At 75.4% G+C, this 13,751-nt stretch carries 12 protein-coding genes; 1 reads left to right on the top strand and 11 read right to left on the bottom strand.

Annotated elements, in window-relative coordinates; all coding sequences use genetic code 11:
• Window positions 1–578: 578 nt before the first annotated feature.
• From ITJ85_RS05175 to ITJ85_RS05145, 7 genes are read right to left on the bottom strand one after another with little or no spacing between them, the layout of a single operon-like run.
• Window positions 579–1,034 carry a hypothetical protein gene (locus tag ITJ85_RS05175; RefSeq protein ID WP_217915290.1) on the bottom strand — a complete coding sequence of 152 codons (456 nt, stop codon included), beginning with the start codon at window positions 1,032–1,034 and terminating at the stop codon, window positions 579–581.
• 28 nt (window positions 1,035–1,062) lie between these two features.
• Window positions 1,063–2,112, bottom strand: a complete 1,050-nt coding sequence (gene mtnA, locus ITJ85_RS05170) for an S-methyl-5-thioribose-1-phosphate isomerase (protein ID WP_281412239.1) — start codon at window positions 2,110–2,112, stop codon at window positions 1,063–1,065.
• Between the two features lie 59 nt (window positions 2,113–2,171).
• Window positions 2,172–3,254: a bifunctional phosphoglucose/phosphomannose isomerase gene (locus ITJ85_RS05165; RefSeq protein WP_217915288.1), complete on the bottom strand. Its 1,083-nt coding sequence runs from the start codon at window positions 3,252–3,254 to the stop codon at window positions 2,172–2,174.
• A 29-nt stretch (window positions 3,255–3,283) separates the two neighbouring features.
• A complete protein-coding gene (locus tag ITJ85_RS05160) occupies window positions 3,284–4,306 on the bottom strand; it encodes a nucleotidyltransferase family protein (RefSeq protein WP_217915287.1) in 1,023 nt (340 codons plus the stop codon).
• 11 nt (window positions 4,307–4,317) lie between these two features.
• A complete protein-coding gene (locus ITJ85_RS05155) occupies window positions 4,318–5,673 on the bottom strand; it encodes a UDP-glucose dehydrogenase family protein (RefSeq protein WP_246496323.1) in 1,356 nt (451 codons plus the stop codon).
• A complete protein-coding gene (locus ITJ85_RS05150) occupies window positions 5,670–7,511 on the bottom strand; it encodes an LCP family protein (RefSeq protein ID WP_217915286.1) in 1,842 nt (613 codons plus the stop codon). Before ITJ85_RS05150 ends, ITJ85_RS05155 begins: the two co-directional genes overlap by 4 nt.
• Window positions 7,508–8,617, bottom strand: coding sequence for a M20 family metallopeptidase (locus tag ITJ85_RS05145; protein ID WP_217915285.1), 1,110 nt, complete (start codon window positions 8,615–8,617; stop codon window positions 7,508–7,510). Before ITJ85_RS05145 ends, ITJ85_RS05150 begins: the two co-directional genes overlap by 4 nt.
• Window positions 8,618–8,729: 112 nt before the next feature.
• Between ITJ85_RS05145 and ITJ85_RS05140 the strand changes: the two genes are divergently transcribed.
• Window positions 8,730–9,539: an alpha/beta hydrolase family protein gene (locus ITJ85_RS05140; protein WP_217915284.1), complete on the top strand. Its 810-nt coding sequence runs from the start codon at window positions 8,730–8,732 to the stop codon at window positions 9,537–9,539.
• On the opposite strand, the gene ITJ85_RS05135 is transcribed toward ITJ85_RS05140, so the two are convergent.
• The 4 genes from ITJ85_RS05135 to atpD all read right to left on the bottom strand — a co-directional run bounded on the left by ITJ85_RS05135 (window position 9,477) and on the right by atpD (window position 13,746).
• Entirely contained in the window at window positions 9,477–10,757 is a 1,281-nt protein-coding gene (locus ITJ85_RS05135) for an MFS transporter (protein ID WP_246496368.1), read from the bottom strand. The genes ITJ85_RS05140 and ITJ85_RS05135 overlap by 63 nt on opposite strands.
• Window positions 10,758–11,531: 774 nt before the next feature.
• On the bottom strand, window positions 11,532–11,906 hold the full coding sequence (locus tag ITJ85_RS05130; RefSeq protein ID WP_217915282.1) for an FKBP-type peptidyl-prolyl cis-trans isomerase: 375 nt from the start codon (window positions 11,904–11,906) through the stop codon (window positions 11,532–11,534).
• Window positions 11,906–12,334 (bottom strand): ATP synthase F1 subunit epsilon, encoded by a 429-nt coding sequence (gene atpC, locus ITJ85_RS05125; RefSeq protein ID WP_217915281.1) that lies wholly within the window; start codon window positions 12,332–12,334, stop codon window positions 11,906–11,908. The genes ITJ85_RS05130 and atpC overlap by 1 nt, the downstream gene beginning before the upstream one ends.
• The gene (gene atpD / locus ITJ85_RS05120) at window positions 12,331–13,746 is read right to left on the bottom strand and encodes a F0F1 ATP synthase subunit beta (protein ID WP_217915280.1); all 1,416 of its coding nucleotides are present in this window, start codon (window positions 13,744–13,746) and stop codon (window positions 12,331–12,333) included. Before atpD ends, atpC begins: the two co-directional genes overlap by 4 nt.
• Window positions 13,747–13,751 lie beyond the last annotated feature (5 nt).

Raw genomic sequence — 13,751 nt, 5'->3', positions numbered from 1 at the left:
CCCCGACCGTAGGGCCGCCGCCGTCACCGAGGGCGCCCGCTCCACGCCGACCCCGTCACGACCCCGCGCCGGCGCCCGTGACGGCGGCGCGCGGGCGCGCCCGGTCCGATCGGCCGCGGCGTCGAGGTCCACTTGGCGCGTCCCGCCGCGCCCGTGCCCCCGGCGGTCGTGCCCACCGCCTCGTCGCCGGTGCGGTCCAATTGGACCCGGCGTCGAGGTCCACTTGGCGCATCCCGCCGGGCCCGTGCCCACCCCACCGTCGCCGGTGCCGGCCGATCGGCCCCGGCGTCGGGGGTCCACCCGGCGCATGCACTCGGCGCGACCCGCGGCGTCCCTGCCCGGGCGGCCGTGGCCGGTGCGGTCCGATTGGACCCGGCGTCGAGGTCCACTTGGATGCACGCCGGGGCGGGGAGGCGCGCGAACCCGGGCTCGCGCCGATCGGACCGGCGTCGAGGTCCATTCGGACGTCGGCCGGCACGGCCGCCGCGCGTGGCCGCGCCGCTCGGACCGGGGCCGGGGTCCATCCGGGCACGTCGCCCCGCCCCCCCGCCCCCAGGGGCGGGGCGCTCAGGCGCCGGCTACCTGCGCCGGGCCGTCCACCTGAGCGTGTACGTGGTGCAGACCGAGCCGGCGACGATCGTCTCCATCTTCAGCGTGCCGGTCGCCCGGGTGCGGCTGGTGAAGCGGCCGCGGAAGTCGATGCGGGCGGTCAGGCCGTCGAACCGCTCGACGGTCTTGCGGCCGAAGCGCCCGCCCTTCACCGGGTAGCTCGCGTCGGGCGCGAAGGTGGCGACGCGGGAGACGGTTTCGCCGGTGCAGTCCTCGAGCACGTTGGCGACGACCTTCGTGACCCTGCCGCCGGCCACCCGGAAGGCCAGGTCGTAGCCGCGCTGGACCGTCACGTGGGTCCACGCGCCCGCCTTCGGGGCGGGCGGCTTCGGCGCGGGCGTCGCGGCGACGGCGGGGATCGCCAGGGCCGCGACCAGCGCGGGGACGGCGGCGGTGACGGTGATCAGGGGGCGGCGCAGGCGCACGGACGGCTCCGGTGTCGGGGTGGGGCGTTCACCGCCCCATTGCGCCGCGCGGGGCCGCCGCGTGCAATGAACGTTCGTATGGGGGGCGGTGCACGCCGAGCTCGGTGACGATCGCGCTGACGAGCCGCGCCGGGGTGACGTCGAACGCCGGGTTGGCCACCCGGGCGTCGGCGGGGGCGGCGGGCCGGCCGTGGAGGGCGATGCCGCGCACCTCGTCGGCGGCGCGCTCCTCGATGGGGATGCCGGCGCCCGTCGGCGTCGCCGGGTCGACCGTCGTGGTGGGGGCGGCCACGATCACCGGGATGCCGTGCTCCCGGGCGAGCAGGGCGAGCCCGTAGGTGCCGATCTTGTTGGCGACGTCGCCGTTGGCGGCGATGCGGTCGGCGCCCACGACCAGGTGCGAGACGGCGCCCGCGGCCATGGTGGCGGCGGCCATCGAGTCGGTGATGAGCGTGTGCGCGATCCCCTCGCGCCCGAGCTCCCACGCCGTGAGGCGGCTGCCCTGCAGCAGCGGCCGGGTCTCGGGGACCACGACGCGCACCGAGGGGTCGGCGGCGTGGGCGGCGCGCACCACGCCGAGGGCGGTCCCGTAGCCGCCGGTCGCCAGGGCCCCGGCGTTGCAGTGGGTCATGATGCGCGCCCCGCGGGTGAGCAGGGCGCGCGCGTGCTCGCCGATGCGCCGGCAGCGCTCGACCTCGTCGTCGTGGATGCGCCGGGCCGCGTCCGCGAGCGCGGCGGCCGCCGCGGCGGGCGGGCCGGGGTGCCCGTCGAGCAGCGCGGTCTGGGCGTCGACCGCCCAGGCGAGGTTGACCGCCGTCGGCCGGGCGGCGCGGAGCGCGGCGGCGTCGGCCGCGACCCGGGCCCGGAAGGCCGCCTCGTCGCCGGCGGCGGCCGCGGCGCGCGCGGCGGCGAGGGCCACGCCCATCGCCCCCGCGATGCCGATGGCGGGCGCGCCGCGGATGGCCAGGCGCCGGATCGCCTCGACCACCTCCTGCGGCGTCTCGCACCGCAGCGTCGCCTCCTCCGCGGGCAGGCGCGTCTGGTCGATCATCTCCACCGCGCCGTCGACGAGGCGGATGACGTCGAGGGGCGCCAGCCCGGGTGCGGCGGCGTCGCCCGGCGGCGGCGCGGCGCCGGTCAGCCCTGGGCCCTCCCGTAGCCGGTCGACGCGAGCCGGTCCTTGAGGCGGTCGATCATCTCGACCGGGCCCGGGTCGACCGCGCGCAGCAGCGCGAGGTAGAGCGAGGCGTAGTCGCCCAGCATCACCAGGTCCAGCATGCGCGCCAGCGGGCTCGCGCCCTCGCCGGTGATCGACAGCGCGGGCCCGACCTGCGGCTCGAGCAGCTCCTGGGTGAAGTCGAAGCGCCGCTGCACCTGGCGGTGCTGCCGCTCGTCGCGCAGGGCGATCAGCTTGACCAGCCCGCTGAGGTCGGCGGGCATGCCCGCGAAGCCCACGATCTCGTTGTGGTCCATCTCGGGCAGCAGCGACACGAAGGCCGGCAGGTTGGCGTTCTCGTTGAACTGGTCCTTCCAGCGCAACGCCACGCCGGCGGTCGACTCGGCCCCCCAGATGAGCGGCACGGAGCGGGTCAGCGCGCGGGCGAGCTGCTTGGCCGGGTTCATGGGCTCGGGGATGTCGGGCCCGAGCGTGGCGACCGCGGCCGCGACCGTGCCGCGCGCCTCGTCGATGTCGGCGGCGAGCGGCGGCGAGACGCCGAGGCGCTCGAAGAGCACCGCGAGCGGCACGAGCATCCGCAGCAGCGCCATGCGCGGCTGCAGGCCGCCCTTCACCGGCACGACCGGGACGCCCTCGGAGGCGTAGTGGGAGGCCAGCTTGCCGCCGCCGCTGATCGCGACGCACAGCGACTCGCGCTCGAGCGCCTGCGAGGCGAGCGTGAGCGTCTCCTCCGTGCCGCCCGAGTACGAGCAGAGGACCACGAGGGTGTGCTCGCCGACCCAGCCCGGCAGGTAGTAGTCGCGCACCACGGTCACCGGGCGGCGCAGGCGGTCGCGATAGGCCGACACCAGCAGGTCGCCGGCGATCGCCGAGCCGCCCATGCCGCAGATCACCACGTCGGTGATCGCCTCGGGCGGGAAGAAGATCTCGACCGCCTCCGCGGCGGCCCGGGCCTCGTCCATCGCGACGGGCGAGTCGTCGAGGCCGCGGATCAGGCCCATGCTGTCGCCGGCGAGCGCGGCCGGTCCGTCGAGTCCGAACACCGGACCAGGCTACCTCAGACGGGCCCTCGTCACGCGGAGCCGCCGGTGGGCACCGTGGCCCCGGCCTCCACGACGGCGCCGCCCGGCACCCGCGCGCCGTCGCCCAGCACGGCGCCGGGGCCGATCCGCGCGCCGTCGGCGACCGTCACGTCGTCGCCCACGATGCAGCGGTCGAGCACGGCGCCCGCGCCGACGACCGAGCGCTCGCCGACCACGCACGACACCAGGCGGGCGCCGGGCCCGACCCGGGCGTCGCGGCCGACGCAGGCGAGCGCGTCGAGCTCGGCGGCCGGGTCGACCGCCGCGCCGGGGGCGACGTAGGCGCCGCCGGCCGGCGACTCGGTGCGCAGCGCGCCGCGCAGCACGTCGTGGTGCGCGGCCAGGTAGGACGCCGGCGTGCCGATGTCCCGCCAGTATGCGTCGCTCGGGTGGCCGTAGAGCACGCCGTCGCCGGCGAGCGCCGGGAACACCTCGCGCTCGATCGAGCAGGCGCGCCCGGCCGGGATGCGCTCAAGCACGCCGGGGTCGAGCAGGTAGGTGCCGGCGTTGATGCGGAACGGCTCGCCCGGGCGCAGGTCCTCCTGCGCCGGCTTCTCGACGAACTCCTCCACCGACCGGTCGTCGTGCAGGCGCACGAGGCCGAACGCGCTCGGGTCCTCGACCGGCGTCAGCACCACCGTCGCCGTCGCGCCGCTGCGGGCGTGGTCCTCGCGCAGCCCGCCGATGTCGAGGTCGGTGAGGATGTCGCCGTTCAGCACGAGGAACGGCTCGTCGTCGATCAGGCCTGCGGCGTTGCCGATCGCGCCCGCGGTGCCGAGCGGCTCGGGGTCGACCACGTAGCGCAGGCGCACGCCGGAGGACGCGCCGTCGCCGAAGTGGGCGCGCAGCGCGTCCGGGCGGTAGCCGCAGGAGAAGATCACGTCCCGCACGCCGTGGCGGCGCAGCAGGTCCAGCTGGTGCGCCACGAACGGCCGGTCGACCAGCCGCATCATCGGCTTGGGGCGGGTGTCGGTCAGCGGGCGCAGCCGCCGCCCCTCCCCGCCCACGAGCACGACGGCCTGCCTCAGGACGGCACGTCCACGTGCGCGGGCAGGCGCCCGATGCCCTCGAAGACGTACCCGAGGCGCATCATCTCGACCGGGTCGAGGGCGTTGCGGCCGTCGATCAGCACGGGCGAGCGCATAGACTCGCGCACCGCGGCCCAGTCCATCCCGACGATGCTGTCCCACTCGGTGACGAGCACGGCCGCGTCGGCGCCCTCGACCACCTCCTCGGCGCTCTCGCGGATGGCGACGCCCTTCAGCCGGTCCATGCCGCCGTCCACCACGGGGTCGTACGCGAGCACCTCGGCGCCCTCGGCCAGCAGCCGGGCCGCCAGCACGAGGCTCGACGCCTCGCGCATGTCGTCGGTGCCGGGCTTGAAGGCCAGCCCGAGCAGCGCCACCCGCTTGCCCTCGAGCGAGCCCAGGTGCTTCTTGAGCTTGCCGATGACGCGGCGCTTCTGCAGCTCGTTGACCTCGATCACCGAGGTCAGCAGCTGGAAGTGGTAGCCGGAGTTGCCGGCGAGCTGCTTGAGCGCGGAGACGTCCTTCGGGAAGCAGCTGCCGCCGAAGCCGATGCCCGCGCGCAGGAACGACCTGCCGATGCGGCTGTCGAGGCCCATCCCGGCCGCCACCACGTCGACGTCGGCGCCGACCTCCTCGCAGACGTTCGCGATCTCGTTGATGAAGCTGATCTTCGTGGCCAGGAACGCGTTGGAGGCGTACTTGACCATCTCGGCCGACGGCACGGAGGTGCGGATGATCGGCGCGCCGAGCGGCTCGTAGAGGGCGGCCACGCGGTCGCCCTGGGCGTCGTCGAACGAGCCGATCACCACCCGGTCGGGGCGGAGGAAGTCCGCGATGGCGGCGCCCTCCTTGAGGAACTCCGGGTTGGAGCAGTAGCCGACGTCCGCCAGGCCGCGGGCGTCGAGCTCCGCGCGCACGCGCTCGCCGGTGCCCACCGGCACGGTGCTCTTCATCACGAGCACGTGGCGGGCGTCGGCGCCCGCCACCTTCTCGAGCTCGTCGACCACGCTCATCACCCGCGACAGGTCGGCGTCGCCGGAGTAGCTCGGCGGCGTGTCGACGGCGATGAACACGATGTCCGAGCGCTCCAGCAGGCGCTCCAGGGACAGCGTGTAGGTGAGCCGCTCGCGGTGCTCCTCCATCAGCTCGGCGAGGCCGGGCTCGTAGATCGGCACCTGGCCGTCGTTCAGCGCCGCGACCTTGGCCGCGTCGATGTCGCGCAGGGTGACCTGGTAGCCCATGGACGCCAGGCAGACGCCGGTCACCAGGCCGACGTACCCGGCGCCGATCACGCCCACCCGCTCGCGGCCGCCCGCCACGCGCTCCGCCTCCGCCGGTGCGCCCTCCGTCACGGGGTCGACCCTTCCGTCTCGACGGCGATGGGCGTGTCGGTCGTGCGTGCGGGCAGCTTGGCGCGGTTGAGGGGGCGCATGGACTTGGCGATCTCCTCGATCGTCTTGGCGCTCAGGTCGTTCGTGAGCGTGTTGGACACCCAGTAGGTGACCCCGCCCGAACGGAACAGGAGGCGCTGGAGGTTACGGCCGTCATAGTAGGTGAAGTACTCGCGGCCGCCGCTCGTGTAACGGCCGGTGTACCCCTCGACGATCGGGGGGTTCTCCATCGTCGTCATGCCGATGCCCCAGTACTTCGCGGCGCCGCCCACGTGGACGCGGAAGACGACCTTCATCGCCGACGGCCCCGTGCCCCCGCCGATCCGGTAGGCGCGCACGATGCGCACGTCCGAGCCGCGGGCCACCTTGAGGGGCGCCATCGGGCGCAGGCCCGGGGCGCCGGCCCGCCCGCTGCGGATCGGCGCGACCAGGCCCGTGGTCGACACCACGTCGGCCGGCGGGCGGCTCTCCTTCACCGGCGGCGGCGCGGCGAGCTCGCCGGTCCAGTCCGACCCCACGACCAGCACCACGTCGTTGCCGTTCGCCCCCTCGTCGAGCGGCGTCGCCGTGGCCGTCGGCCCCATCATGCTGGCGATGCGCCGGGCCTGCTCGCGGAAGCCGTCCCGGTAGTAGACCGCGGTCGAGGGGTAGTCGAAGTCGGGGGCGTTGCCGGCCACGGCGGTCTGGTAGCGCTTGTCGCCGAGCAGCCGGGCGGCCCGGTCGGCCACGAGCAGGCGGCCGGAGCCGTTCATGACCGTGACGTGGGTCTCCGCCGGCGTCTTCGGCTTCTCCGACTCGTCGGCCTCCTGGACGAACTCGGGGTCCTTCCACTCGGCCACCTTGGCGTCGATCTCGCTCTGGTCCGCCCGCTCCACCGAGGCGCCGTTCACGGAGTCGCTGTAGCCCTCGATCGAAACCCGCGCGATGCGGTCCTTCGGGGCGGTCAGGGCGAGCTCCAGCAGGCCCAGGAAGCGACGCGGGTTCTGGATGCTCGTCTGGATGTTCTCGCCGAAGATGCGCCGGAACGAGGTGATGTTGGTGAGGTTGTCGAGCTGCTTGGTCTGGCGCTTCAGCTCGGACAGGAACTGCTGCTGGCGCACGATGCGCGCGTAGTCGGAGTCGGTGTGCCGGTAGCGCACGTAGTCGAGCGCGTCGTTGCCGTTGAGCTTCTGCAGCCCCGGCTGGAGGTCGATCGGCGCGTAGTTGGTCGCGGCCGTGCCGAGGTTCTCGTTGAAGTAGCGGCGGTCGACGTCGAGGTAGACGCCGCCGACCGCGTTCACGAGGCTGGCGAAGCCCTGGAAGTCGACGATCACGTAGGCGTTGACCGGCTCGCCGGTCAGCTCCTCCACCGTCTTGATCGTGACCGCGGGGCCCTGCGAGTACGCGGAGTTGAGCTTGCCCTCGCCGAACCCGGGGATCTGCACCCACAGGTCGCGCGGGAAGGAGAGCATCGAGACGAGGTTCCGCTTGGGGTCCATGCGGACGAAGATCAGCGTGTCGCTGCGGCCGCCGTCGCCCTCGTCCGGGCGCGTGTCGGAGCCCATCAGCAGCACGTTGGTGGGCTTGCCCGGCAGCACGGGCCGGGTGGCCGCGCGGGCCGCGCGGGCCTCCGGGGTGTCGGGGGCGGCGGCGTCGAGCGTGTCGTCGAGGTAGATGTACGCGCCGGCCGGGATCGCCACCGCCAGCGCGATGAGCATCCACAGCGTCCAGCCGACCAGGGCCACCCAGCGCCGGCGCCGGCGGGGCACGCGCCAGTAGCGGGCGCGCGAGTGCGGCGGGCGGTCGTCCGGCGCGCTCACAGGGCGGCCTCGTCGCGGGGGGCGGGCGCGGGCATGGCGGCCACCGAGCGCGCGAACTCGACCAGGGCGCGCCGGTAGCGGGGCAGGCTCGCGATCTCGACGTACTCCTCCGGCCCGTGGTGGCCGGCGCCGCGGGGGCCGAACTCCACGGCCGGCACGCCGACCTCGATGAAGGCCACGGCGTCCGACGCGCCGTCGCGCCCCACGGAGGCGGCCGACGGCTCGTGGCGGCCCGCCGCCCCGAGCAGCGCCCGCACCAGCGGGTGGTCGGGCGAGACGTCGGCCGGCGGGCGCTCGAGCACCACCTGGACGTCGGCGAGCGGGTCGAGCGAGCGCACCTGGGCGAGCACCTCGTCGGGCGACTGGGTCGGCAGGTAGCGCACGTCCACGTGCATGCGGCAGTGGTCGGGGACCTTGTTGACGGCGTCGCCGCCCTGGATGAGCCCCAGGTTGAGCGAGGGCCGCTCGAACAGCGGCGCCGACTCCGCGGCGAACGGCAGGTCGCCGATGCCGCGGAAGAGGTCCACCGCGCGCAGCACCGCGTTGTCGCCCAGCCATGGGGTCGCCCCGTGGGCGGCGGTGCCGGGCACGTCGACGCGCAACATCAGCACGCCCTTCGCCTGGACCCCCACGTCCATGTCGGTGGGCTCGCCGCACACGACGAAGTCGGCCCGCAGGCCGTCGCGCACCATCATCTGGGTGCAGTTCTCCCCCGGCTCCGACCGTTCCTCGTCGGGCACGACCACCAGCTCCACGAGGGCCCCGTCGAGGGGCTCCGAGGCGAGGTCGGCGACGGCCAGCATCATCGCGCCGAGCGCCGCCTTCATGTCGTAGGCGCCGCGCCCGTACAGGCGGCCGCCCTCGACGCGCGGCACGAACTGCTCCGGGTGACCGGGCACGACGTCGATGTGCGCGTGGAAGATGAGGCGGAGGGGACCGGCGCCGACGCGCGCCGCCAGGCTCCGCCGGCCGCCGTTCTCACGGCGCTCGACGGACGCCCCCCGGGCCTCGAGCCACCCGGCCACGAAGTCGGTGGCCTGGCCGATGCCGGAGCGGCGGGACGTGTCGTAGGCGATCAGCCGCTCGGCGAGCAGGACCTCGTCCACCGCCAGAGGATAGCCCAGGCCCCGGGCGCCCCGCGCGGCGACCGCATGCTGAACCGCGCCTTCATCTGCCGCGGGGCGCCCGGCGGCGGCCCCGTCCTACCCTCGGATGGCAGTGCTCGCCGCCCTCCTCAGCGCCCTCGTCCTCGCCGCCGCGCCCGCGCCGGCGGTGCAGGAGCGGCCGCTGACGCTCGCGGGCGGCGACGGCCGGCCGCTGGCCGCGAGCGTCTTCGTGCCGCCCGGCCCCGGGCCCTACCCGGCGGCGGTGCTCGTGAGCGGGTTCGGCCCCCAGGACCGCTACGGCCGCCTCGACGGCGGCGACGGCCCCTACGGCGTGCTGGCCCGCGAGCTCGCCGGCCGCGGCGTGGCGGTGCTGGCGTACGACAAGCGTGGCATCGCAGGCTCGGCCGGCGCGCCGCTGGCCTGGCTCGACCGGCGGCCGCTGGCCGCCGACGCGGCCGCCGCCGTGCGCGCCCTCGCCGCCCTCCCCGGCGTCGACCGTGCGCGCGTGGCCATCGTCGGGCACAGCCAGGGCGGCGCGCTCGCGATGGAGGCCGCCGCGTCGGGGCCCGCCACCCGCGTCGTCACGCTCGCCTCGCCGGGCCGGCCGCTCGGGCAGCTGCGCCGCGCCGCCGGGGCGCCCGGGCGCCTGCTGCAGCGCCTGGCGGGCGCGGCGGTCGCGAACGCCACGCTGCGGCACGATCCCCTGCGCGACGCGGTCCGGGCGCGCCTGCCGCTGCTCGCCGTGCACGGCACCCGCGACCGCACGGTGCCCGTGGCGGAGATGGGGCGCATCGCGGACGCCCGACGGGCGGCGGGCCTCCCCACCCGCACCCTGCGCGTGCCCGGCGCCGGCCACTTCCTACAGGTCGACGGCCGCGTCCCCGCCCCGGCGCTCGACGCGGTCGCGCGCTTCATCGCCTGACGGCGCCGGCCCGCCGGACAGCGGGACGTCGATCTCGAGCACGGGGTTGCGCAGGCTCCAGGCGGCCCACGCGGCGAGCAGCGCCGCGCAGCCGGCCAGCGTGGCCTCGATGCCGGCCTCCTCGGCCACGAGGCCGGCCAGCGTGGAGCCGATCGCGATCGGGCCGATCACCGAGAGCTGGTAGAGGCCGAGCATCCGCCCGAGCAGCGGCGCCGGCGAGCGCAGCTGGGTCGCGGTGTTCGTGGCGGCGAACATCCAGATCCAGAAGGCGCCCGCGAACGCCATCCCCGCCAGGCCGAGCCAGAACCACGGCGTGACCGCCACCACGGCCAGCCCGACTGCGAACAGCAGGGAGGCCGTCGGCAGCGCGCGGTGGCGCGGGTAGCCCCCCGCGTGCAGCCGCTCGAGCAGCCAGGCGCCGCCGAGCGCGCCGCCCCCCATGGCGCCGAGCAGCAGCCCGAGCCCGGTCGCCCCCGCGTCGAGGCGGTCGGCCACGACGGGCGCGAGCTCCTGCACCGGCGAGGCCAGCACCGTGAAGATCGCCATCCCGATCAGCAGCCGGCGGATCGCGGGGTCGGCCGAGGCGAAGCCGAGCGCGTCGCGCAGGCGGGGCCGCCCGGCGGCCGGCGGCGCCGCGGGCGGACGCGGCTCGAGCCGCGCGAGCGCCCACACGAGCGCGAGGAACGAGACGGCGTTGACGGCGAAGCAGACCGTCGCGCCGAACAGGGCGAGCATCCCCCCGCCGATCGCCGGCCCCGCCAGCCGCGCGATGTTGATGCCGGCGGCGTTGAGGCTGACCGCCTGCGACAGCCGCGCCCGGGGCACGAGCGACGGGATCAGCGCCAGCATGGCCGGCAGGCCGAGCGCGAACCCCACCCCCACCACGAACGTCAGGGCGTAGATCGCCGCCACGTGCGTGCCGTCGGCCCACGTGATGAGCGCCAGCGACCCGGCGGCCGCCGCCTGGAGGGCGAAGGTCCAGATGCCGACGGCCCGCCGGTCGACGCGGTCGGCGAGCGACCCGGCCCACGCCGACAGGCCGATCGCCGGCGCCCGCGTCACGAGCGCGAGAGCCCCCACCGCGGCCGGGCTGCCGGTGGCCTCGAGGATCAGCCAGCCGCTCGCCACGATCTGCAGCCACGACCCGCCGTTCGACAGCAGGCTCGCGACCCACACCGCCCGGAAGGCGGGGACGCGCAGGACCTCGGGGACAGGCATCGGCACGGCCCCCCAGGCTACGGGGCTCCGACGTCGGCGCGCCGTGAGGCTCCGCCGAGGCCGGGCCGCGCTTCGGAGTGGAAGCGATCCAGAGCTCCGCCCAGGCCGCCCGGCTCCGCCGGGCGGCCTGGGCTGCGTCGAACCGAGGCACGCTGGCTGGCGCGCCGGCCGGAATGGCTCCGGCCTGGCGGCCGGGGCGCGCCATTCCGGCAGTGTGCGACGAACCGCGCGGCTCCGTCGGCGCTGACGCGCCGCCGGGGCGCGCCGCGCGGCGAAGTGAACGAGCTCCGCCCTGGACGACCTGATCGAGCTCCGACGTGGTGGGAGACACGACCGCCGAAGGCGGGAGCGGGACAGAACCGGCCACGACGGCGCCGGGCACACCCCACGCGCACCACGGACGCTCACGTCAGTGGGGTTTCCGGCGCCCGCCCCGCCGAAGGCGGTGCGCCGGTCCGCAAATCGCCCCGGCCAGGGGCGATTTGCCGCGTGGCCGGCCCCGCAAGTGGGCCGGCCCCCGCGCTCGGGGCACGCCGGTCGACGACGTGCTCAGCGCGAGCCGGCCCGCAGGGCCGGGTCCCGCCCGCGCCATGGATCGACCCCCGCCGACCCGGTCCGTCGACGACCTCGTCAAGCGGGGGCCGGGTCCCGCCCGCGCCAGGGGTCGGCTCAGGATCGGCCCCGGACCATCCCGTTCCCGGACGACCCCGTCCGGGACGACCCACCACCGCCGACCGACCTCAGACCGCCCCGCCCCCGGGGCCGCGCGAGGCGTCAGACGACCTCGAGCAGATCCACCACGAAGATCAGGGTCTCGCCCGGGGCGATGACGCCGCCGGCGCCGCGGTCGCCGTACGCGAGGTGGGGCGGGATGACGAGCCGGCGGCGGCCGCCGACGCGCATGCCCTGCACGCCGCGGTCCCAGCCGGCGATCACCTGGCCGGCGCCGAGGCCGAAGCGGAACGGCTTGCCGCGGCCCCAGGACGAGTCGAACTCCTCGCCCGTCGAGAAGGCGACGCCGGTGTAGTGCACCGAGACCGAGCGCCCGGCCACCGCCTCCTCGCCGTCGCCGGCGACGAGGTCGGTGATCTCGAGGTCGGCCGGCGGCGGCCCCTCGGGCGGCTCGACGAGCGGCCGCTCGTCGGCCATCAGCGGCTCGCCACCCGCAGGCGGTTCTCGGCGCGCCGGCGGGCGCTCTCGGCGGCCACGCGGGCCACCTCGTCGTCGCCGGCCTCCGCGAGGGCGGCCTCGGCGCGCTCCAGCGCCAGGCGGGCGCGCTCGGGGTCGATCTCCTCGGCCCGCTCGGCCTGCTCCACGAGCACCAGCACGCGGTCCTCCTCCACCGAGATGTAGCCCTCGGTGGTGGCGAAGGTGATCTGCGTGTCGTCCATCAGCTTGATGCGTGTCTCACCGGTGCGCAGGAACGCGATGAACGGCGTGTGGCGCGGCAGGATGCCGACCTCGCCCTGCACGCTCGGGGCGACGATCATGTAGGCGTCCTGGTCGAAGACCGGGCCCTCGGGGGTGAGGAGCTGGAGCGCCAGGCGGTGGCGCTCCTGGCCGACGGCGGTGCTCACCGGGCCCTCAGCTCGGCGGCCTTCTCGACGGCCTCGTCGATGCCGCCGACGAGGAAGAAGGCCTCCTCGGGCAGGTCGTCGTGGCGGCCCTCGACGATCTCCTTGAACCCGCGCACCGTCTCCGACAGCGGCACGTACTTGCCGGGGGTGCCGGTGAAGGCCTCGGCCACGTGGAAGGGCTGGGAGAGGAAGCGCTCGATGCGGCGGGCGCGCGACACGGCGAGCTTCTGCTCGTCGGTGAGCTCGTCCACGCCGAGGATCGCGATGATGTCCTGGAGATCCTTGTACTGCTGCAGGATCTCCTGCACGCGCGTGGCGACCTCGTAGTGCTCCGGGCCGACGCCCTCCTTGGAGAGGATGCGGCTCGTCGAGTCGAGCGGGTCCACGGCCGGGTAGATGCCCTTCTCGGCGATGGACCGGCTGAGCACGGTCGTGGCGTCGAGGTGGGCGAACGAGGCGGCCGGGGCCGGGTCGGTGAGGTCGTCGGCGGGGACGTAGATGGCCTGCACCGACGTGACCGAGCCGTTGCGCGTCGAGGTGATGCGCTCCTGCAGGTCGCCCATCTCGCCCTGCAGCGTGGGCTGGTAGCCCACGGCGGACGGCATGCGGCCGAGGAGCGCCGAGACCTCCGAGCCCGCCTGCACGAACCGGAAGATGTTGTCCACGAACAGCAGCACGTCCTGGCCGGCCTGGTCGCGGAAGTACTCGGCCATGGTGAGGCCGGTCAGCGCGACCCGCAGGCGGGCGCCCGGCGGCTCGTTCATCTGGCCGTACACGAGCGCGGTCTTGTCGATGACCCCGCTCTCCTTCATCTCGAGCCAGAGGTCGTTGCCCTCGCGGGTGCGCTCGCCCACGCCGGCGAACACCGACAGGCCGCCGTGCTCCTGGGCGATGTTGTTGATCAGCTCCTGGATGAGCACGGTCTTGCCGACGCCGGCGCCGCCGAACAGGCCGACCTTGCCGCCCTTCACGTACGGGGCGAGGAGGTCGACGACCTTGATGCCGGTCTCGAAGATCTCCTCGGTCGGGTTGAGCTGGTCGAACGCCGGCGCGTCGCGGTGGATCGGCCAGGTCTCGCCCACCGACACGTCCGCGCCCTCGTCGATGGTGTCGCCGAGCACGTTGAAGATGCGGCCGAGCGTGCGGTCGCCGACGGGCACCGAGATCGGCGCGCCCGTGTCGGTCACCTTCGTGCCGCGGGCGAGGCCGTCGGTCGTGTCGAAGGCCACCGCGCGGACCCGGTCGTCGCCCAGGTGCTGCTGCACCTCGGCCACGAGCGGCGCGGCGTCGTCGCCCCGGTCGATCTCGATCGCGTTGTAGATGCTCGGCAGCCCCCCCTCGGGGAACCGGGCGTCGATGACGACGCCCTTGATCTCGAGGATCGTTCCGGTGCTGCGGGCGTTATCGGGCATTTGTG

Origin of the sequence: Miltoncostaea marina (genome assembly GCF_018141525.1) — a bacterium.
GTDB lineage: Bacteria > Actinomycetota > Thermoleophilia > Miltoncostaeales > Miltoncostaeaceae > Miltoncostaea > Miltoncostaea marina.
The sequence above is the reverse complement of the archived record's forward strand: the minus strand, read 5'-3'. Positions and strand labels throughout refer to the sequence as shown.

What these genes read in the sequence shown, in the direction of transcription:
- ITJ85_RS05135 (WP_246496368.1), bottom strand. Translation starts at nt 10,757, where the DNA reads ATGCCTGTCCCCGAGGTCCTGCGCGTCCCCGCCTTCCGGGCGGTGTGG.
- ITJ85_RS05130 (WP_217915282.1), bottom strand. Translation starts at nt 11,906, where the DNA reads ATGGCCGACGAGCGGCCGCTCGTCGAGCCGCCCGAGGGGCCGCCGCCG.
- atpD (WP_217915280.1), bottom strand. Translation starts at nt 13,746, where the DNA reads ATGCCCGATAACGCCCGCAGCACCGGAACGATCCTCGAGATCAAGGGC.